A 21,288-nucleotide genomic window follows, 5' to 3' on the forward strand; every position below is an offset into this window, starting at 1 on the left:
AAAGCTTTTAGAAAATAAAATCCATTTTATTGAAATTATTAAAATTTTTAGCTTAGTTTTTTGGTCCTATTTAGAAAGGAAGTTAGTAATGAAAAAAATATCAAAATTTATTTCATACCATCCTAGGTTGGTTCTTCTGGTAATGACTATTTTACTAATACCATCTTGGATTGGTTATAATTCCACAGGGGTAAACTATGATATCCTATCATATTTGCCAGAAAATCTTGAGTCTACTCAAGGCCAGGAGATCCTCGATAAGGACTTTAAGAATGCTGCTACGGGCATGCTTATATTAAAGGGCACTGATCACGATGCAGACAAGTTAAAAAAAGAAATATTAGAAATAGATGGGATAGAAGATGTAATTTCAAAGTCTTCAATCGTTGGCGATACAGTTCCTAGTGAATTTTTACCCGACGAGATTAGGGATGCTTTTTATGCTGAAGATTCAACTCTTTTGATGGTTAAATTTTCTGAGTCATCTTCGTCTTTTAAGACAATGGAGGCAATTGATCAGATAAGGGATCTTGAGTCTAAGGAAAAATACCTAAGTGGAATCTCTTCTTTGGTTAAGGATACCAAGGACCTAATCGATAGGGAAACTCCAATTTATGTGGCTCTTGCAGTTGCTTTGGCCCTTGTAGTTCTATCTTTGGCCAATGAATCAACTATTATCCCATTTCTCTTTATGTTAAATATTGGCTATGCAATTTTGTATAACTTTGGAACAAACTTTTTCTTGGGAGAAATTTCTTATATAACCAAGGCAATTGCAGCTGTTTTGCAGTTAGCTGTTACAACAGACTATTCGATTTTCCTCTACCATAGGTATGTAGAAAAGAAAAAGAAAAATGAAAGTAATAATGAGGCCATGGCTAAGGCAATTGATTCGACTTTAGCATCAATCTTTGCCTCATCTCTTACAACTTTCGCAGGATTTTTAGTACTTTTATTAATGCAGTTAGGTTTAGGTAAGGATATAGGGCTTGTAATGAGCAAGGGAGTGCTCTTAGGGCTTATTTCAACAGTTGTAGTCTTGCCACCAATGATTTTATTGGCAGAAAAACTTGTAAATAGGTTTAACCACAAGGTTTTACTTCCTGATTTTTCAAGGACAGCAAGCTTTACAATCAAACATAGGAAAAAACTTTTTGTAGTATTTTTACTTTTGTTTATACCAGCTGTCTACGGGGCAAGAAATACTAATCTCTATTACAACTTGGATAGGTCGCTCCCACAAGATCTAGACTCAATTGTTGCCCTAAACAAGATGAAAAAAGACTACAATATGGCTTCAAGCCATTTTATAGTAGTCAAGGATGACCTTTCAAAAACAAGTGTAAATTCAATGATAGAAGAAATTGAAGGTGTGGACGGGGTAAATAACGTTCTAAGTGTGAATTCTATGACAGGCTTAACCATCCCAAGCGAAGTCCTACCTGAAAAATTAAAGCAAAACTTCGTTCAAAATGGCTATCAGATGATTATGGTTAATTCAGAATACCAAACAGCTTCAAGCGAGGTCAATAAGCAGGTTTCTGAAATTGATAAGATTGTAAAAGATCACGATCCTGATGGCAAACTTACAGGTGAGGCAGTTTTGACAAAAGATTTGACAATCCTATCTGACAGGGATTTCAAGATGGTAAATATCGCTTCAATTATAGTGGTATTTTTAATCATCGCTTTAGTTTTCAAGTCATTTGCAATTCCGATTGTTCTAATAGCAGCCATCGAACTTGCAATTTTCATAAATATGGGAATCCCATTCTATTTTGGACACACAATACCTTTTATCACTTCGATAATTATCGGTGTAGTCCAATTAGGTTCAACCATTGATTATTCAATACTGATGATGGATAGGTTTATCTTTGAATATAAAAAGCACAAAGACCTTGATAAGGCGCTTGACCTATCGGTTAGGGAAACATCAAAATCAATAGTTACATCTGCCCTTTCATTTTTCGCAGCAACTATTGGTGTAGGTATTTACTCAAAGATGGAAATTGTATCAACTATTTGTATTTTCTTGGCTAGGGGTGCGATAATTTCAATGCTTGTAATTATCATCTTCTTACCAGCCATAATAGGGGTCTCAATACCATTTATTGAAAAAACTACAAAAGGATTTAAGGAAGGAAAAGAAAATGAATAAAAAATTTGTAAAAGCACTCGCAGTTTTAAGTGTAAGTTCTATACTTGGAGGAAACATCGCTTTTGCTAGTGAGGCTAAAACTTATAAAAATGAAACTGTTTATGTTACAAAAGAAGCGGGCAAGGTCACAGATCAGACTGTCTCAGTTTGGATAAATAAGGACGGAAAGGCAGGTATTAAGGACAAGTCAGACCTTAAAGACATTAAAAACCTTGAAACTGATGAAAAAATTGAGCTCAAGGACGGTTTTATTGATATAAATTCTAAAGATAAAGACTTTTATTACCAGGGTAAGACTGACAAGGACTTGCCTGTGGATGTAGAAATAAGATACGAATTAGATGGCAAGGCCATAGATTTTAAAGACCTTGAAGGAAAATCTGGCAAGCTTAAAATCACAATTACAGCCCACAATAAGGTTAAGGAAAATCTAAAATCAGGAAAATCAATTTACGCTCCATACCTTGTATTGACCGAGATGACTTTTGCAGATGACGAGGTAAAAAATATCGAGGCTGATTCTGCAAAAATTATAAAAGATGGCAAAAACCAAATAGTAGCTGGAGTCCTTGCTCCAGGTCTAAGGGAAAATTTTGCAGGACTTTTGGATGATGAAAAGCTTGATAAGTTTAAGGACCAGATTGAAATTGAAATGGAAGTTGAAAATTTCAAACCTAGCGAAGCCTATGTTGTAATAACAAATGAAATTTTCCAAGATGTCAAAAACTTAAGATCCTTTGATGATTTGGAAGGTGGACTTGATGAATTAACAGCAAATGCAGCTAAGCTTGTTGATGGTTCAGACAAGCTCAAAGAAGGAAGTAAAAGCCTTAATAATGGAATTTCAAACCTTGCTGATGGATCTGGAAAATTATCCGCAGGATCTGAGAAGTTAATTGCAGGTTTTGACCAAATGAGCGGAGCCTTTGCAAGCTTGCCAGAAAAAATAGGACCAATGGAAAATGCGATTTCTGACCTCGATGAGGGAGGGGCTAATTTAAATCACGGTCTTAACCAATATACAGGTGGTCTTTCTGAGATAAATTCAAAAATGGGCGATTTGATGGACGGTGCAGACCGTCTAAACCAAGGAGCAAGTGAGTTAAATGCAGGAATTGAAAGGCTCAGCCAAGGAAGTAAGGAACTTAGTGAAAAATTATCCCAAGATGCCGAAGGTAATGATCTAAGAGAATTTGCGACTTCTTTAAAGGCCTTAAGAACAGGTATTGATGACTTTAGCGGGAATATAAGTCCTATGGCAGAATCTTTAGAAAGACTAAGCCTGGGCTTAAAATCAGCTAGTGACTCTTCAGAAAAAATATCAAAATCCCTAAGAGACCTAAGCGCTGCAGGAGAAAATGTACCAAATACCGAATCGGTAATATCAAGTATTAACCAGAATGCGGCTAGTCTTGAAAATCAAATAGCAAGTCTTGAGGCTAAAAATACTGATGGGTCTTTGACAAGTGAAATTGAAAGCCTAAGGGCAATCAAAAATGAACTTTATGGCCAAAGTCAAAAACTCGGTGTCAGTGCAAGGGCAAATGCAGAAATTTACTCTGGTTTAAAAAACTTAAGCGGGGCATCAAATGAGCTTACAAGTGGCCTTAACAAATTAAGCATGGGTCTTGGAGAGATGAGTGAAAAGCTTGGTGAATCTAAAGATGGCCTAAAAGAAGCATCAGTCAAACTAGGAGCAGGCATAGAAAAAATTGAAAGTGGCTTATCTGATTCCGACCTAATGAAATTAGGTGAGGCCCTAAGCCAACTTGATGAGGGCTTAGATAAGCTAAAGGAAGGCTCTGAAAACCTATTAGCTGGTACACAAGCTAATAAAGAAGGTGTGGAAAAACTCGGTGCTGGTCTAAATTTATTAGATTCAAAATCTGCTGACCTAAAAGAAGGTTCAGAAAAATTATCACTTGGTCTTAACGAATTTAAGGAAAGATCCAAGGCTTTAAGTGAGCTTGGATCAATAAATGATAAGGCTTTAAATCCGATGGCTAAGGGTCTTTCTGATTTAAATAAGGGGATACTTGACCTAAGAGCTGGTGCCCTTAAGTTAAAGGAAGGGTCAGATACCTATAATAAAAAGTATGAAGAATTTGACTCAGGACTAAGAAAATACAAGGCAGAAGGCATTGATAAAATAGCCAACAAAACTGGAGATATCAAAGAAGTAGGAGAAATCCTAGACCAAATGTCAAATCTTGCTAAGAAAAACAATTCAATATCAGGCTCTACTGATGATATTGAAACAAGATCAAGAATAATAGAGAAAATTAGATAAAGGATTGATATTGAAAAATCCAGTAAAACCCATATAATAATACCAAGAGAAGCCACCTCTTACAAAGCTGAGTATGCGAGTCAATTAATACTCACCAAAAAAGACACCAGGTCTCCACGAGCCGACGGGCTTGTAACTGGTGTCTTTTTGTTTACTTTTGAAAGGTCTAGATACTTTTTTACAAAAAGCAAGATTAACCCTACAAACAAGGGGAAATAGAAGTTTTCCCAAATAATGCGAGTCATCATTACTCACCTCCCTCCACCTAATAAAATATGGTGTTAGGCATTTTTATTATATCATATAAATAAGGCCAAAAGGGATTTAATTAAAAATTTCCAATCAAAAACTGCCAGGATTTTTTCCTGACAGTTATTTTTTATTCTTCTACAAATGTAATCTTTCCGTCTTCTAGTTTGGCAATCCTTGCTAGGGAATAGATGTCTATATCCATATCCTCTATGAGTTCTCTTCCTTCGCTGAAGGATTTTTCTATTACGATTCCAAGTCCTGCTGGATTTGCTCCCGCTTGTCTAACTATTGCAATCATACCTTTAGCTGCTTGACCGTTTGCTAAAAAGTCATCGATCATTAGGACATTTTCGCCTTCTTTTATGAAGTCTTTTGACACAATAAGTTCATTTGTAACTTGCTTGGTAAATGAATATACGCTTGAATGATAGAAGTTATCACCTGTGGTAAGTGATTGTTTTTTTCTGGCAAAAACACAGTCAACTTCAAGCTCAAGAGCTGTAGCAAGAGCTGGTGCTATACCAGATGATTCTACAGTTAGGACCTTATCGATATTTTTATCTCTAAAGTAGTTTGCAAATTCAACGCCCATCTTATGGATTAATTTAGAGTCGATTTGTTGGTTTAAAAAAGAGTCAACCTTTAATATATCAGGCCCAATAACAATCCCGTCTTTAAGAATTCTATCTTCTAGTTCTTTCATCATATCTCCTTATAAATGTTTTAAAAATCTTCCTATGTACTTTAGATAATTATAATCTTTCCACGTAAAATAGTCAATTTTTTCATCTCATGAAAGATTATGATTGTTTTTGATTGACTTTGAATGAAAATGATGCTATAATATAAATATGATATTAGAAAAAAGATTGGATATTATTCTAGATATCCTCAAAAAAGAAGAGGCAGTATCAAATAAAATCCTAACAGAAAAGCTTGGTGTTAGTGAATCTACCTTGAGGCGAGACTTGTCATATTTACAAGATATGGGCAAGATTACAAGAGTCCATGGAGGCGCGGTTTTAAATTCTGTCGCCGCAAGAGAGATGAATTTTACTGACAATCAAAAAATCAGGCTAAGTGAAAAATCTCAAATCGGTAGGAAGGCTAAAAGCCTAATAGGAGATGCTAAGTTTATTTACCTAGACGCTGGTTCAACCTGCAATGAAGTCATTGATTATCTTGAAAATGGCCAGGATATAACAATTGTCACAAATGGCCTTATGCATGTTGATAAATTAATCGACAAAAATATCCCAGCCATACTTTTAGAAGGTCAGATAAAACCAGAAACCAAAGTTACAACTGGTCCCAAAACTCTTGAATCAATAGGAAAGTACAATTTTGACCTAGCCTTTATAGGGGCTAATGGTTTTGATGACAAGGGCTTTTACACTGCCGATATCAACGAAGCCATGGTTAAGGCCAAGGCTATTGAAAATTCAACCAGAGCCTATGTTTTGGCTGACAAATCAAAGGAGAATATTAGATATTTTGCGACAATAGCCACTAGGGATGAAATCAAGCTAATTACGGAGGAAGAATGATTTATACAATTACAACAAACCCCGCCATTGACTACATCTTAAGGTTTGATAAATTTGAAGATGGTGCGACAATTAGGGCGAGTGAAGACGAAAAATATCCAGGCGGCAAGGGAATTATGGCTAGTAAAATCCTCTACAATCTCGGAGAAAAGTCTGTAAATTTGGGCTTTGTCGGAGGTTTTATTGGAGAATATATAGCAAATTCCATAAGGGACTTGGGTCTTGATGAGAATTTCGTAAGAATTAAGGAAAATTCAAGAATAAACGTCAAACTAAAATATGACAAGGAAACAGAAATCAATGCCAAGGGTCCAATGATTTCAAAGGAAGAAGTACAGAAGTTTTTTGACAGCCTAGAAGAAATCGAAAAGGGAGATGTCATTGTTATTTCTGGGTCTTTACCATATTCACTAGATTCCGATTTTTATAAGAAAGTCATTGAAAAAACCGAAGCGGATTTCACTATTGATATAGCTGACAAAAAGCTTTTGGATTATTTGGCCTATAAACCACTTTTAGTTAAGCCAAACGAAGAGGAATTGGGAAAGATTTTTGAAACTGAAATAAATGATGACAACCTAGTCCAATATGCTAGGAAGTTAAATGAACTTGGAGCTAAGAATGTAATTGTTTCTCTTGGTGGTAAGGGTTCGATTTTTGTAGATGAAAATAAAGCCTATAGGGCAAAACCAATTCATGGTAAGCTTGTAAATTCAGTAGGTGCAGGAGATTCTATGGTGGGCGGTTTTGTTTATGGAATGGTAAATAAACTCGAAAAAATCGATGCCTACAAATTGGCAGTTGCTTGTGGGACAGCAACAGCCTTTAGCCCAGATATAGCAGATAGGGACATGATTAACCAAATATTAAGCGAAGTAGAGGTAGAAGAAATTGGAAATTAGAGATTTATTAAAAAGAGACCTGATGGTCCTAGACCTTAAGGCGGATACCAAAGATGCGGCAATCAAGGAAATTGCGGACAAATTTTTTGAAAAAGGCTATGTAAAAAGTGCAGAAGACTTTGCAGAGGGATTAAGGGAAAGAGAAGCCCAGGGATCTACAGCCCTTGGTGAATCTGTAGCCATTCCCCACAGCAAAAATAAAACAGTAATTGAGCCAGCAGTTTTATTTGCTAGGAAAATCGGAGGACTCGACTACGATGCCTTAGACGGTATGCCAACAGAGATTTTCTTTGCAATAGGAGCTCCAGATGGTGAAAACAACCTCCACGTTGCAACCCTAGCAGAGCTTTCAAAGATGATTATGAAAGATGGTTTCATCGACGACCTTAAAAAAGTTAATAACGAAGATGAGGTTTATGGTGTAATTGAAAAATATTCAGCAAAAGAAAAACCAGTCGAGGAGGCGACTGATAAGGAAGAGATAAAATCAAATATCAACCTTCTTGCAGTCACCGCTTGTCCAAATGGTATTGCCCACACCTACATGGCCCAAGAAGCCCTAGAAAAGGCAGCTAAGGCCAGGGGAGTAAATATAAAGGTAGAAACTAATGGTTCTGACGGAATAAAAAATAGATTAACAGAATCTGAAATTGAAAAAGCAGACGCAATCATAATTGCGGCTGATAAAAAAGTTGAAACAGCTAGATTTAATGGCAAGAAAGTAATCCAAAGACCAGTTTCTGACGGTATTAGAAAGGCAGATGACCTTGTGGATATGGCAATCAAAGGAGAAGCAAATATCTACCACGAAGAAGGCGGTCAAAACACAACTTATAGCGAAGAAAACCAATCAATCAGCCAAAAAATTTACGGCGACCTTATGAATGGTATCAGCCACATGTTGCCATTTGTAATTGGCGGTGGTATTTTACTTGCCATTTCCTTCCTCTTTGAAAGATTTACAGGTGACAAATCAACAGTATTCACCTTCCTCAATGGACTTGGAGGAGATGCCTTTTCCTTCTTGATACCAATCCTTGCAGGCTATATTTCCTACTCCATAGCAGATAGGCCAGGCCTTATGCCAGGTATGGTTGCAGGTCTTATGGCAAGTCGTGGAGCGGGTTTCATCGGTGGTTTGATTGGTGGTTTTATAGCAGGTTATGTTGTAAACTTACTCAAAAAAGCTACAAGAAATCTACCAAAATCAGTTGAAGGTTTAAAGCCAATGCTAATTTACCCTGTCCTAGGACTTTTAATTGTGGGAGCAATTATGTTCTTTGCAATTGACCCAGTATTTACAGGTGTAAATAACTTTATCAACAACTGGTTAATGAGCCTATCTGGCACAAACATGGTCCTTCTAGGAGCCCTTCTTGCAGGTATGATGGCAATCGACATGGGTGGTCCAATCAACAAGGCTGCTTATGCCTTTGCAATCGGAGCCTTTACAGACACTGGTATTGGCACCTTTATGGCAGCTGTAATGGTTGGCGGAATGGTGCCACCAATTGCAATTGCCATTGCGACAACCTTCTTCAAGGGCAAGTTCAATGAAGAACAAAAGAAAACAACAATTACCAACTACATCCTAGGAGCATCCTTCATCACAGAGGGAGCCATCCCATTTGCGGCAGCAGAGCCACAAACAGTTCTCCCATCATGTGTAATAGGATCAGCCATTGCTGGTGCAATAGTTGGCTACTTTGGAGTAAGCGCTCCAGCCCCACATGGTGGAATCTTCATCCTTCCAGCCATGGGATCATTAAACCAAGCCTTATTATTTGTTGGAGCAGTTGCAATAGGAGCTATAATCGGCGGTCTAATCTTTGGTACAATCAAGAAAAAACCAGAAGACCAAGACTAAATCAAGTAAATCCCCCTAGGGGGATTTTTGTTTTTGGATAGGATTTAAAAACGAAAAAAAACCTAAATTACCAGTGCTTTTTGGTGTTTAGGTTTTTCGTAGGATTATTTATTAAACCAAGATTAATTGGACCTTGTTTTTTTCGAGCATCTCAATACTATCCCTGTCTAGGTCATCGTCGGTTATTACTATGTCGATATTGCTGAGGGTACCTGTTCTAAAATTTGCCGTTTTAGAGAATTTTGACGAATCGCAGACTAGGATATTTTTGCTTGTTGATTCACTAATCATATACTGATTAATCTCAACTTCATCCATTAGGGAAGTTGTCAACTCTCCTTCCTTGCTTATACCTGAAATACCGATGATTGTAATATCAGAAGCCAGGATTTTTAGGTTATTTATTGCAAAAATACCTGTGAGAGCGTTTTTTGGATAGGAAATTTTACCACCTGTCAGAGTGACATTCACATGAGGGTCGATATCCAAAAATAAGGCCCTGGCATTGTTTGTAATCACATTAATCCTCTTGTTTTTTAAATATTTTAAAACAAGGAGGGCTGTAGATGATGAATTTATAAAAATATCATCGTATTCTTTGATAAATTCTGCACACTTTTGGGCAATCCTATCCTTCTTGTTTTCTAAAACAAAATTTTTGGCATCTTCATTCTTATTGATTTTTGCGCCACCATAAAACCTAACTATTTTACCTATGGACTCAAGGAAACTTAGGTCGCGTCTTATTGTGATTTCAGAAACGTTGAAAATATCGACAAGTTCTTGGGTGCTAGTCTCTTGTTTATCATCTATATATTTGAGAATGCTTTCTCTTCTGTTATCAACGATTGATTTTTTTATTTTCATACTTACCTCATATATATACTCTCATATATATGATAATACTGTTTGGAGAAAAAATCAAAAAATTCATATAAATTCTAAATAAAAACGTCAATACCATACAAAATAATCAAATAATCAATAAATAATGGAATTTTTAGATTGGTTTTTTTATAAATATTTGGTTTGTTCGAGGATTTACCAATAATAAATATAAAACATTCAAATAATTCATAAAATATAGGAGTAAAATGTGTTTTTTTGCTTGACCAATCATAAAAAACATTATATCATATCAATAGATAGAAGATGATATAGTAATTTTATGGAGGATACGATGAGTCAAATAGATGAAATTACAAGAGAGAAATGGATACTAGGTGCTTTTCCTGAGTGGGGAACCTGGTTAAATGAAGAAATCGATGAAGAAGTTGTGGAAAAAGGCACATTTGCTATGTGGTGGATAGGATGTACAGGTATATGGTTTAAGACTGAAAACGATACTAACATCGCTATAGACCTCTGGTTTGGAAATGGTAAGAGAACAAAAAAAGTTAAGGAAATGGCTCCTTACCATCAAATGAGAAATATGACTGGTGGTAAAGCTCTACAACCAAACTTAAGAGCTAATCCAATCGTTTATGATCCATTTGCAGTTACTAAAGTAGATGCAGTTTTATCTACACATTATCACAACGATCATATCGACCCATTCTTTGCAGCAGCGGTTCTTAGAAATTGTGCAGATGATGTTCCTTTTATAGGACCAAAAGAATCAGTTAAAAAATGGCTTTCTTACGGTGTTCCTGAGGATAGGTGTATAGTTGTAAAACCAGGAGATGAAATCAAAATTAAGGATACAACAATCATAGCTCTTGATTCTTTCGATAGAACTTGCCTAGTAACAACAGAAGTTGGCGAAGATATCGAAGGTGTTTGCCCAACAAATATGGATGAAAAGGCAGTAAACTACCTAATCCAAATGCCAGCTGGTACAGTTTACCACACAGGTGATTCTCACTTCTCAATAGGTTTTGCTGAAGTTGGTAAGAAATATGATATAGATATAGCCTTTGGTTCTTATGGTGATAACCCAGTTGGTAACCAAGATAAGATGACATCTATAGACATACTAAGAATGGCAGAATCTGTTGGATGTAAGGTAGTAATTCCAATCCACCACGATGTTTGGACAAACTTTAAGGCAGATCCAAAAGAAATTAAATACCTATGGAATTACAGAAAAGATAGGTCAAAATATACATTCAAACCATATATATGGGATGTTGGTGGCAAATACATCTGGCCAACAATGAAAGATGACCTTGAATTTAGGTATAGACCAGGATTCGAAGACGCATTCGAAAATCCAAGAAATGTACCGTTCAAATCAATCTTATAATTTAAGTAAGAAACTAATGTAGCGGGGGATTTCCCCTTGCTACATTAAAAAATATATGGGGGAAATATGTTTGATGAAATAATCGGAAAAGGTTTATATGATTTTTGTGAGGGTTTTGATAGCTGGGAAGAGGCTATTGAGAAATCTTGCGAAAAGCTAATTGAAAAGGATATAGTTGAGGAAAATTATCCTAAGCAAATTATTGAGACTGTTAATAAATATGGTCCATACATAGTTTTGGTTCCGGGTGTGGCTATGCCTCATTGCCAAGAGAATGCTGAAGGGGTTAAGGATACAGCTATTGCTTTTATGAAGGTAAATAAGCCTGTAGTTTTTGATAAGGATGATAGGGATAAGGATGCTAGGTTATTTTTTACTGTAGCAAGTGTTAATCCAGATAAGCATTTAGAAAACATAGGTGCCTTATCTGAAATGCTTGGAGATGAGGAAATTATAGCAGCACTTGAAGAGGTAAATAACCTCGAAGACCTTTTAAAGGTTAAAGAAAAATTTAATATATAGGAGTAGTTATGGATTTTTTATATGCTATACTTAATGGATTTGTAAAAAATATACTAACAAAACCTGCATTTTTCATTGGTTTTTTAGTATTGATTGGTTACCTGCTTGATGGTAGGAAATGGTATGAGGCTCTTGCTGGTTTTATTAAGGCAACAGTTGGTTATATGATCTTAAGTGTTGGTTCTGGTGGTCTTGTTAAAACTTTTAGGCCTATCTTAACTGGACTTAAGGATAGGTTTGAGATTTCAGCTACAGTTATTGACCCATATTTTGGTCAAAACGCAGTTACTGAAGGTATGGAGCATTTGGGTAGGTCATTCTCCCAGGTTATGTTACTGTTACTAATAGCCTTTATTGTTAATATCGTTTTAGTAAGACTTAAAAATATCACCAAGATGAGGGCGGTATTTACAACAGGTCACGTTCAAATGCAACAAGCTGCTACAGCTTTTTGGTTAATCGTATTTTGTTTTCCAACCCTAGGTCAAACTCCAATTCTTATTATAATGGCTGTTTTACTAGGACTTTATTGGGCAGTTGGTTCTAACTTAACAATCGAAGATACACAAAAACTTACCGATGGCGCAGGTTTCTGTATAGCCCACCAACAAATGTTTGGTATTAGATTTGCTTGTTGGTTATCAGAAAAATTATTTAAAAATCACAAAGAAAATAGTAAGAACTTAGATGATATAGAATTACCAGGATTTTTATCAATCTTTAATGAAAACATGGTAGCTACTGCTATATTGATGACTGCTTTCTTTGGTATAATCCAATTAGTTCTTGGTAAAGATTACCTAGTTGCGCAAGAAGCTTTGAAGGTGGATGATAACTTCTTCTTCTATATTCTAGAATCTTCATTCTCTTTCGCAGTAAACCTTGCTATCCTTCAGCTAGGTGTAAGGACATTCGTTGGTGAATTAACAGCTTCATTTGATGGTATCCAAAATAAATTATTACCAGGAGCTCTTCCAGGAATTGACTGTGCAGCAATATTTGGATTTGGTTCTGCAAACGCAGTTACAATTGGTTTCATGTTTGGTGCCCTTGGTCAATTCTTAGCAATTGCGACTTTATTCTTAATAAAATCACCAACTTTAATAATCGCAGGATTCGTCCCACTATTTTTTGACAATGCTGTTTTAGGCGTTTATTCTAATAATAGAGGAGGATATAAGGCAGCTTTCCTAATTCCATTTATATCTGGTTTAGTTCAAGTATTTGGATCAGCCTTCATAGCATCTTATACAGGACTTGCTCAATATGGTGGTTACCTAGGAATGGTGGACTGGGCTACAGTATGGCCACTAGCTACAATCATCATGAACAATATTGGTTACATTGGTGTTGCGATAGTTGCTATAGTATTCATAGCTATTCCACAAATTCAATACAGGAAAAATAAGGAAGGTTATTTCCTAATCACAGAAGATTACGAAGCATACAAGGAAACTATTAATAAATAATTAGGAGGATAAGATGAAAATTATTGTTGCATGTGCAAATGGAGCTGGAACATCTTTAATGATGATGAACAAGATTAAGCAAGCTTTCAAGGAGCTTGATTATCAAGGAAAATTAGATATTTCTCACTGCTCCCTATCTGAAGGAAAGTCAACAGGTAGGACTGCAGATGTAATATTCTGCGCTGTCAACTTTATGAAAGACTTTGACCAGCTTAAGGCTAAAGGCGTTGAAATTATTGGTATGAAGAATATCCTTTCTAAGGATGAAGCTAAAGAGAGAATCTTAGAACATAAACTTTTAGAAAAGTAGAAATTTTAAATAGAAAAGAAAAGTAAGTAGGGATTATGTTAGAAGAATTAAAAGAAAAAGTATGCCAGGCAAATTTACTTTTGCCAAAATATGGTTTAGTAAAATTCACTTGGGGAAACGTATCAGAAATAAGTGAAGATAGGAAATATATTGTTATCAAGCCATCAGGTGTTGATTATGAAACAATGAAGCCTTCAGACATGGTTGTCGTAGACATGGACGGAAATGTCGTAGATGGTGATTTAAAACCATCTAGCGACACTCCAACCCATATTGAGCTTTACAAGTCTTTCCCAGAAATATCTGGAATCACTCACACCCACTCAAGATGGGCAACAATAATGGCTCAGGCAAAATTGGACGTAAAAGCAACAGGCACAACCCATGCTGATTACTTTTATGGACCAATTCCAGTAACAAGGGATATGACCAAGGAAGAAATACAAGGCGAATACGAAAAGAATACAGGTCTTGTAATCATAGAAACATTCAAAGAAAGAAATCTAAAAGCTGATGAAGTGCCAGCAGTTCTAGTAGCCAACCACGGACCATTTACCTTTGGCAAGGATGCGGGAGATTCAGTATTCCACTCAGTAGTATTAGAAGAAGTAGCCTTTATGGATTGGCATTTAGAAGCCCTAGGCAAACAAGATGCTATGAGTCAAGACCTTCTTGATAAGCACTACCTAAGAAAACACGGAGCAAATTCTTATTATGGACAAAACTAGTTTAGGCATTTACGAAAAGGCTATGCCAGATAAACTGAATATCCATCAAAAATTACAACTAGCTAAGGAAGTTGGCTTTGATCAAGTTGAGATAAGTATTGATGAAAGTGATGCAAAGCTAAATAGGCTTTTTTCAGGTTTCGCATACAACCTAGCCAAGGCCCAAAGAGATGAGGGCTTAAGGGTGAGGACTATGTGCCTATCAGGCCATAGAAAATATCCTTTTGGGTCACTAGATACCTTTAAAAGAAATAAAAGTCTAGCCATAATGGAAAAAGCAATAGAATTTGCAGACATTAATGGAATTAAAATTATTCAGCTGGCAGGCTATGATGTTTATTATGAAAATTCAACATCAGAAACTGAAAAATATTTTGTTGAAAATTTAGGTAAAGCTGTAGAAATGGCAAGCAAGTATGGGGTAATCTTAGCCTTCGAAACTATGGAAACCGAATTTATGGATACTGTAGAAAAGGCTATGAAATATGTAAACCTAATTGATAGCCCGTACTTAGGCATTTATCCAGATATAGGAAACTTGAAAAATGCTGCTGTTAAATATGGAACAGATGTAGTCGAAGATTTAAAACTTGGCAAGGGCCATATATTTGCGGCCCACCTTAAAGAGACCAATCCAGGAATCTACAGGGATATGACATTTGGAACTGGTGGTCATACAGAATATGAAAGATGTATAGCTGAACTTAAAGACCAAGGTGTAAACATATATACAGGTGAATTCTGGAACCACGGTGAGGAAAATTACAAAGAAATAATTACTGATGCCTATGAATTTTTGACCGGAAAACTTAAATAAATGGAGAGAATAATGACAAAACCAAAATTACAAATAGCTTTAGATAGCCAAAACCTAGCAGAAGCCTTAGAAACAGTTAGGGAAGTAGGGGATGTAGTAGATATACTCGAAGTAGGAACAGTTCTATGCCTTCAAGACGGAATGGAACCAGTAAGAGCAATCAGAGCCCTCTATCCTGAAAAAGATATCCTAGCAGACACAAAATGTGCAGATGCAGGTGGAACAGTAGCAAAAAACTGCAAAAATGCAGGTGCAAACATAATGACAGTAATATGCTGTGCGACAATCCCAACCATGCAAGCCGCAAAAAAAGAAATAGACAAACTTCAAGTAGAACTATATGGAGACTGGACATTTGAGCAAGCTCAACAATGGATGGATATAGGAATAGACGAAGTAGTCTACCACCAATCAAGAGATGCCCTCTTAAGTGGTGAAACATGGGGTGAAAAAGATCTGAAGAAAATTCAAAAATTAATAGACATGGGCTTTAAAGTATATGCTACAGGAGGCCTTGACGTAAATACACTAGAATTATTCAAGGGAATAAATGTCTATGCCTTCATAGCAGGCAGGGGAATAGCCAAGGCAGAAAACCCAAAACAAGCAGCTATTGATTTTAAAGAAAAAATAAACGAGATATTTTAATTTTTAACAGTGAGTTTTTAAAGCAAAGAATAATTTGCTGGTTAAAATTCACTGTTTTTTTAAAAAAACAAAAAGGAAAAGAATAAGGAGTTATAAATGAAATTTTTCTTAGACACAGCAAACGTAGACGAAATAAAAAGAATAAACGACCTAGGACTTTGTGATGGAGTCACAACAAACCCATCCCTAATCAACAAAGAAGGCAGGGACTTCAAAGAAGTAGTAACAGAAATAGCCTCCTTCGTAGAAGGCCCAATCTCAGCAGAAGTAACAAGCTACGACTACGAAAACATGGTAAAAGAAGCAAGAGACATCGCAACTTGGGCAAAAAACATCGTAGTAAAAATTCCTATGACAGAAGACGGTCTAAAGGCAGTAAACACCCTATCAAAAGAAGGCATCAAAACCAACTGCACCCTAATCTTCTCAGTAAGTCAAGGCCTCATGGCAGCCAAAGCCGGAGCCACCTACATATCACCATTTGTAGGAAGAATCGACGACATGGGTGAAGATGGAATAAGACTAATAAGTGATCTAAGAGAAGTCCTAGACATATACGGACTAGAAAGTGAAATCATAGCAGCATCAATTAGGACCAACAAACACCTAGAAGGATCAGCCCTAGCAGGAGCCCACATAGCAACAATCCCAGGCTCAATTTTCCCTAAATTATGGAGCCACCCACTAACAGACGCTGGTATAGTAAGCTTCAAAAAAGATTGGGACGCATTCGTAAAGAGAGGTTAATAATGACTGAAAATATCAATCAAAAATCTATATCAGCCATCAGAACCCTATCTGTAGCCCAAATTGAAAAGGCAAACAGTGGTCACCCAGGCATTTGTATGGGAGCAGCCCCAATGATTTATAGCCTTTGGAAAAATTTTCTAAGGGTAAATCCAAAGAACCCTTCCTACTTCAACAGGGATAGGTTTGTCCTTTCAGCAGGTCACGGTTCAGCTCTTTTATACACCATGCTCCACCTATCAGGCTACGAGCTTTCTATTGATGACCTCAAGGGTTTTAGGCAAATAGGAACAAAAACCCCAGGCCATCCAGAAAGGCTAGACACAAAAGGTGTTGAAGTAACAACAGGTCCACTCGGTCAAGGTATAGCAAATTCAGTAGGTCTTGCCCTTGCTGAAAAGCACATGGCAGCCCTTTATAACAAGGAAAATTTCCCAGTAATCGACCACTACACTTACTGTTTGTGTGGTGATGGAGACCTCATGGAAGGCATTTCTTACGAGGCAATGAGCCTTGCAGGTCATTTGAAATTATCAAAACTAATCGTCCTTTATGATTCAAATGATATTTGCCTTGACGGAAAACTTACAACATCTTTTTCAGATGATGTCAAGAAGAGAGTTGAATCAGCACATTGGAATTACATCAAAGTAGAAGATGGCGAGAATGTAGAGGCCATAGCCAAGGCCATAGAAGAAGCCAAGAGTCAAAATGAAAAACCTAGCATAATTGAAATTAAAACTGTAATTGGTTATGGTTCAGAAAATGAAGGGACAAACAAGGTTCACGGTGCGCCTTTGGGAGCTGATGACTTTGCTAAGGCTAAGGAAGCCTATGGTTGGAAGGAAGATGATTTTGTTGTTCCAGAAGCGGTTTATGAAGATTTCAAGTCTAGTCTAGGCGATAGGGGCGAGAAAGCAAACAAAGAATGGGATGACCTAGTAAAATCTTATAGCCAAGCTTATCCAGAAGACTACGCATCTTTGATTAATGGAATAGAAAGAAAACTTGATCCGGATTTCTTTGATAAAATCAAAAAATACACAGCAAGTGATAAGTCTCTAGCTTCAAGAGCTTCAAGTGGGCAAATCCTCCAAGACCTAGCTAAATATGATAGGAATATTTGGGGAGGTTCTGCAGATTTATTTTCATCTAATAAGACAGATATAAGTGGATCTCCATCCTTTAAAGATGACCCAAGTGGTAGAAATGTTTGGTATGGTGTGCGTGAATTTGCCATGGCAGCTATCGGCAACGGAATTATTGCCCACGGTGGTAGCTTCCATCATATCTCTACTTTCTTTGTTTTTGTTGATTATGTAAAGGCAGCTCTAAGGCTATCAGCACTTTCAAACCTTCCACTAACCTATGTTTTCACCCACGATTCAGTGGCGGTAGGTGAAGATGGACCGACCCACCAACCTATAGAGCAGCTTGCTATGATTAGGTCTATTCCAAATACAATTGACCTTAGACCGGCAGATGCCAACGAAGTAAGACTTGCTTGGAAAGTTGCCCTAGAAAGCAAGGATAGTCCAACAGTTATAGTCCTATCTAGGCAAAATCTAGATAATTTAAAAGAAACTGAAAGTTTAGAATCAATTGACAAGGGTGCCTACATTATAAAAGATTCAGAAAATCCTACACCTGACGGAATATTAATAGCTACAGGTTCGGAAGTTGCCCTAGCCCTAAAGGCAGCTGATGAATTGAAGAAGCTTGGAGAAGATGTAAGAGTTGTTTCCATGCCATCAATGAGCTTATTTAGAAAGCAAGATAAGGCTTATGTGGATATGATTATTCCAAAAGATGTTAAAAGAAAAGTAAGCATCGAAATGGCATCTTCTTTCGGATGGTCTGAGTGGACAGGAGATTGTGGTATAAATATAGCCATAGATCGCTTTGGGATTTCAGGACCAGGAGAAAAAGTTGCGGAAAAATTAGGCTTTACTGTTGAAAATATTGTAGAAACTTACAAGAAAAAATACCTCTAAGACAAGGTATTTGCTAATATTAACCCCAAAATTCACAATGTGGATGGAGGGGTTTTTATGTATAAAAAATGAAATTATTCAAATCTAGCATATAATCATCAAAAAAGCTCAAAGGAGAAAATATGAATAAAGCCGCAATTTTGCATATTAGTGAGAGTTTTATGGCCTATGCCATAAGCCTTGATGAGTTAAATATTAGGCTACGAGCTGATAAAAAAGATAAGGTTGACGTGAGCCTTCTTTATACTTATAAATGTGATGACCCACACCTTTGGCAAGAAGTTAAGATGAAAAAAACTTTTGAAGATAGGTTTTTTTCTTATTATGAAACAGATTTTAAACTCAGAGACAAGCGATTTGCCTATATTTTTAAGGTCCAAGATGAAAATGAAGTCTATTATTTAAGTGAAAATGGCCTTGAAGAAGTCTACGATTTTGAAAAATTTTATTTCACATCTTTTCATTTGCCTTATATCCACGAGGCAGACTTATTTGAGCCTGTTGAATGGATGAAAGATGCAGTATTTTACCAGATATTTCCAGAAAGGTTTAGGAGGGGAGATTTTTCTAAGGATGATTCCTACATTAACCAAGCCTGGGAAGATTTGCCAAGTCCATCGTCTTTTGCAGGCGGTGACCTTAAGGGGATTATAGAAAGACTTGACTATATCAAGGATTTGGGCGTAACGTGCCTTTATTTAACACCGATTTTTAAATCCCCAACAAATCACAAATACGATACCATAGATTATTTTGAAATTGATCCGCAATTTGGGGATGAAAATGATTTTAAAAAGCTTGTGGAAAAGGCCCATAGCCTTGGTATAAGGATAGTCCTAGATGCGGTATTTAACCATATGTGCCACGAAAATCCTATTTTTAAGGATGTGAGAGAAAAGGGTAAGGAATCTAGATATTACGACTGGTTTTATATCTATGGGGACAAGGTTGATGTAGAGAAAATCAACTATGAGACATTTGCCCATGTTTACAATATGCCAAAACTTAAGACTTCACATAGGCAAGTCCAGGATTATTTGATAAAAATTGGAAAGTATTGGATAGAAGAATTTGATATTGACGGTTGGAGGCTAGATGTATCAGATGAGGTCAGCCATGATTTTTGGAAGAGGTTTCGTAAGGAAATCAAATCCGCCAAGAAAGATGCAGTCATAATTGGGGAAAATTGGCATAATGGGGAAAGCTTTCTTAGGGGAGATGAGCTTGATTCTATAATGAATTATGCCTTCACCAATGCATGCCTAGCTTATTTTAAGGATGAAAAATCTGCCCAAGAAACAAGTGATTATTTAAATATGGATATAATGAGAAATAGAGATCAGGCAAATAGGATGATGCTTAACTTCCTAGATACCCACGATACACCGAGATTTATCACTGAAATTGGTGGTTCTAGGGATAAACTCCTTGCTGCCCTCGCCTTAAGCGTGGTCTATATGGGGGCAAACTCTCTTTACTATGGGACAGAAATCGGCCTAGAAGGAAAGGGTGACCCTGATTGTAGGAGGGCCTTCCCTTGGGTAAAATTAGACGAAAACAAAGATTTATTAGAAAATATTAAAGAAATCCTAGCCATCAAAAAACACCAAGCTATAAAAAATGGTGGCATAAAAATTTATAGTGAAAATGGGCTTCTTATTGTAAATAGATTTACTAAGGAAAAATCCTTGAGCCTTGTTATTAACCTAGAAAGTGAAAGGAATTTTGACCTTTCGGATAGGAAAATCTTACTTGCTAATAATTATAAAAATAAAAAACTTGGTCAAGGAAGTTTTGTAATTTGGGAAGAATAATAAACAAATTAGTCCTTGGTTATTTCTGGTTAAATGAGAGTGCTGGTGGGCATCATCTTATATTCTAAGCGCACCTTGCTTACTTTTTTAACTAGGATTTAAAGGTAAGATTATTAATTGAAAAGAAAAATGTAAGGAGAATTTATGGAAAACGACCTTAGACCTGATCAAATTTTAGGAAAGGCAAGTGGAGTCTACGAGAAAAAAGCCAGGCAAGATATCAAAAAAACCTTAGTTTTATCATTCATAGCAGGAATTTTTATAGCTTTAGGTGCAGTGGCATCGACCCTTGCTTCTTTTAATCTTTTGGCAGATCCAAATAAAATTGGTCTTGGAAAACTCATCCAAGGATTGACATTTACACCTGGGTTAATTTTTGTTTTGCTTGCTGGCGGAGAACTTTTTACAGGCAACAACCTCATGTCAATTGCCTTTTTTGATAAGAAAATTTCTCTGGGAAGCCTTTTAAAGTCATGGTTTATTGTATATTTTGGTAATTTTATAGGCTCAATATTTATGGCGTTTTTAATTTATAAGTCAGGTCAGTGGCAAATTGCGGATAATGAGTTGGCCGCTAGGGTGATTCTAATCGCAAATCAAAAGATAAATCTTAGTTTTAGCCAAGGATTGATCCTCGGGATTTTTTGCAATTTCTTGGTTTGCTTAGGCGTCTGGATGGCACTTGGGGCAAAAGATTATGTGGGCAAAGTGGCCTCTGCGATTTTCCCAGTTGTAGCCTTTGTGGTTTCAGGTTTTGAGCATAGTGTTGCAAATATGTACTATATACCAGCTGGTATTTTTGCAAAGAATATTCCGGACTTCGTTGAAAAAACTGGATTAAGCTTAGATGAGCTTTCTGGACTCAACTTTTTAAATATGGTCACTAAGAATTTAATCCCAGTTACACTTGGAAATATAATCGGTGGGGTAATTTTGGTTGGACTTTTATATTTTATAGCCTACAAGGAAAATTAA

General features: G+C 36.4%; 18 protein-coding genes. 16 read left to right on the plus strand and 2 right to left on the minus strand.

Annotation, left to right across the window (positions count from 1 at the left end; translation table 11 throughout):
- Nucleotides 1-88: 88 nt before the first annotated feature.
- Together J2Z38_RS00065 and J2Z38_RS00070 are read left to right on the plus strand one after the other, a co-directional pair.
- Entirely contained in the window at nt 89-2,161 is a 2,073-nt protein-coding gene (locus J2Z38_RS00065) for an efflux RND transporter permease subunit (RefSeq protein WP_209770914.1), read from the plus strand.
- Nucleotides 2,154-4,451 (plus strand): YhgE/Pip domain-containing protein, encoded by a 2,298-nt coding sequence (locus tag J2Z38_RS00070; RefSeq protein ID WP_209770916.1) that lies wholly within the window; start codon nt 2,154-2,156, stop codon nt 4,449-4,451. Before J2Z38_RS00065 ends, J2Z38_RS00070 begins: the two co-directional genes overlap by 8 nt.
- Before the next feature lie 379 nt (nt 4,452-4,830).
- On the opposite strand, the gene J2Z38_RS00075 is transcribed toward J2Z38_RS00070, so the two are convergent.
- A complete protein-coding gene (locus J2Z38_RS00075) occupies nt 4,831-5,406 on the minus strand; it encodes a xanthine phosphoribosyltransferase (protein ID WP_209770918.1) in 576 nt (191 codons plus the stop codon).
- Nucleotides 5,407-5,554: 148 nt separating this feature from the next.
- Here J2Z38_RS00075 and J2Z38_RS00080 point away from each other — a divergent pair, with 148 nt between their 5' ends.
- Genes J2Z38_RS00080 through J2Z38_RS00090 form a run of 3 tightly spaced genes read left to right on the plus strand, consistent with a single transcriptional unit; the run spans nt 5,555 to nt 9,019 of the window.
- Nucleotides 5,555-6,250 (plus strand): DeoR/GlpR family DNA-binding transcription regulator, encoded by a 696-nt coding sequence (locus J2Z38_RS00080; RefSeq protein WP_209770921.1) that lies wholly within the window; start codon nt 5,555-5,557, stop codon nt 6,248-6,250.
- Complete coding sequence (pfkB, locus tag J2Z38_RS00085) at nt 6,247-7,152, plus strand: 1-phosphofructokinase (RefSeq protein ID WP_209770923.1); 906 nt, start codon at nt 6,247-6,249, stop codon at nt 7,150-7,152. The genes J2Z38_RS00080 and pfkB overlap by 4 nt, the downstream gene beginning before the upstream one ends.
- Complete coding sequence (locus J2Z38_RS00090; protein ID WP_209770925.1) at nt 7,142-9,019, plus strand: PTS fructose transporter subunit IIABC; 1,878 nt, start codon at nt 7,142-7,144, stop codon at nt 9,017-9,019. Before pfkB ends, J2Z38_RS00090 begins: the two co-directional genes overlap by 11 nt.
- A gap of 111 nt (nt 9,020-9,130) precedes the next feature.
- Here the strand turns inward: J2Z38_RS00090 and J2Z38_RS00095 are convergent, their stop codons facing one another.
- Nucleotides 9,131-9,886 carry a DeoR/GlpR family DNA-binding transcription regulator gene (locus J2Z38_RS00095; RefSeq protein ID WP_209770928.1) on the minus strand — a complete coding sequence of 252 codons (756 nt, stop codon included), beginning with the start codon at nt 9,884-9,886 and terminating at the stop codon, nt 9,131-9,133.
- A gap of 313 nt (nt 9,887-10,199) precedes the next feature.
- Between J2Z38_RS00095 and ulaG the strand changes: the two genes are divergently transcribed.
- The 11 genes from ulaG (at nt 10,200) to J2Z38_RS00150 (ending at nt 21,288) form a co-directional block, all read left to right on the plus strand.
- Nucleotides 10,200-11,264, plus strand: a complete 1,065-nt coding sequence (gene ulaG / locus J2Z38_RS00100; RefSeq protein ID WP_209770930.1) for an L-ascorbate 6-phosphate lactonase — start codon at nt 10,200-10,202, stop codon at nt 11,262-11,264.
- 66 nt (nt 11,265-11,330) lie between these two features.
- Complete coding sequence (locus tag J2Z38_RS00105; protein ID WP_209770931.1) at nt 11,331-11,786, plus strand: PTS sugar transporter subunit IIA; 456 nt, start codon at nt 11,331-11,333, stop codon at nt 11,784-11,786.
- An 8-nt stretch (nt 11,787-11,794) separates the two neighbouring features.
- A complete protein-coding gene (locus J2Z38_RS00110) occupies nt 11,795-13,255 on the plus strand; it encodes a PTS ascorbate transporter subunit IIC (protein WP_209770935.1) in 1,461 nt (486 codons plus the stop codon).
- Nucleotides 13,256-13,268: 13 nt separating this feature from the next.
- A complete protein-coding gene (locus J2Z38_RS00115; RefSeq protein ID WP_209770938.1) occupies nt 13,269-13,565 on the plus strand; it encodes a PTS sugar transporter subunit IIB in 297 nt (98 codons plus the stop codon).
- 35 nt (nt 13,566-13,600) lie between these two features.
- Complete coding sequence (locus J2Z38_RS00120) at nt 13,601-14,293, plus strand: L-ribulose-5-phosphate 4-epimerase (protein WP_209770941.1); 693 nt, start codon at nt 13,601-13,603, stop codon at nt 14,291-14,293.
- Nucleotides 14,280-15,110, plus strand: a complete 831-nt coding sequence (locus J2Z38_RS00125; RefSeq protein WP_209770943.1) for an L-ribulose-5-phosphate 3-epimerase — start codon at nt 14,280-14,282, stop codon at nt 15,108-15,110. Before J2Z38_RS00120 ends, J2Z38_RS00125 begins: the two co-directional genes overlap by 14 nt.
- 12 nt (nt 15,111-15,122) lie before the next feature.
- On the plus strand, nt 15,123-15,758 hold the full coding sequence (locus tag J2Z38_RS00130) for a 3-keto-L-gulonate-6-phosphate decarboxylase UlaD (protein ID WP_209770945.1): 636 nt from the start codon (nt 15,123-15,125) through the stop codon (nt 15,756-15,758).
- Between the two features lie 96 nt (nt 15,759-15,854).
- Nucleotides 15,855-16,505 (plus strand): fructose-6-phosphate aldolase, encoded by a 651-nt coding sequence (gene fsa / locus J2Z38_RS00135; protein WP_209770947.1) that lies wholly within the window; start codon nt 15,855-15,857, stop codon nt 16,503-16,505.
- Nucleotides 16,506-16,507: 2 nt separating this feature from the next.
- Nucleotides 16,508-18,499 carry a transketolase gene (gene tkt, locus J2Z38_RS00140; protein ID WP_209770949.1) on the plus strand — a complete coding sequence of 664 codons (1,992 nt, stop codon included), beginning with the start codon at nt 16,508-16,510 and terminating at the stop codon, nt 18,497-18,499.
- Between the two features lie 122 nt (nt 18,500-18,621).
- Entirely contained in the window at nt 18,622-20,313 is a 1,692-nt protein-coding gene (locus tag J2Z38_RS00145; RefSeq protein WP_209770951.1) for a glycoside hydrolase family 13 protein, read from the plus strand.
- Between the two features lie 144 nt (nt 20,314-20,457).
- Nucleotides 20,458-21,288, plus strand: coding sequence for a formate/nitrite transporter family protein (locus J2Z38_RS00150; protein WP_209770954.1), 831 nt, complete (start codon nt 20,458-20,460; stop codon nt 21,286-21,288).

This window comes from Anaerococcus degeneri (genome assembly GCF_017874475.1).
Taxonomy (GTDB): domain Bacteria; phylum Bacillota; class Clostridia; order Tissierellales; family Peptoniphilaceae; genus Anaerococcus; species Anaerococcus degeneri.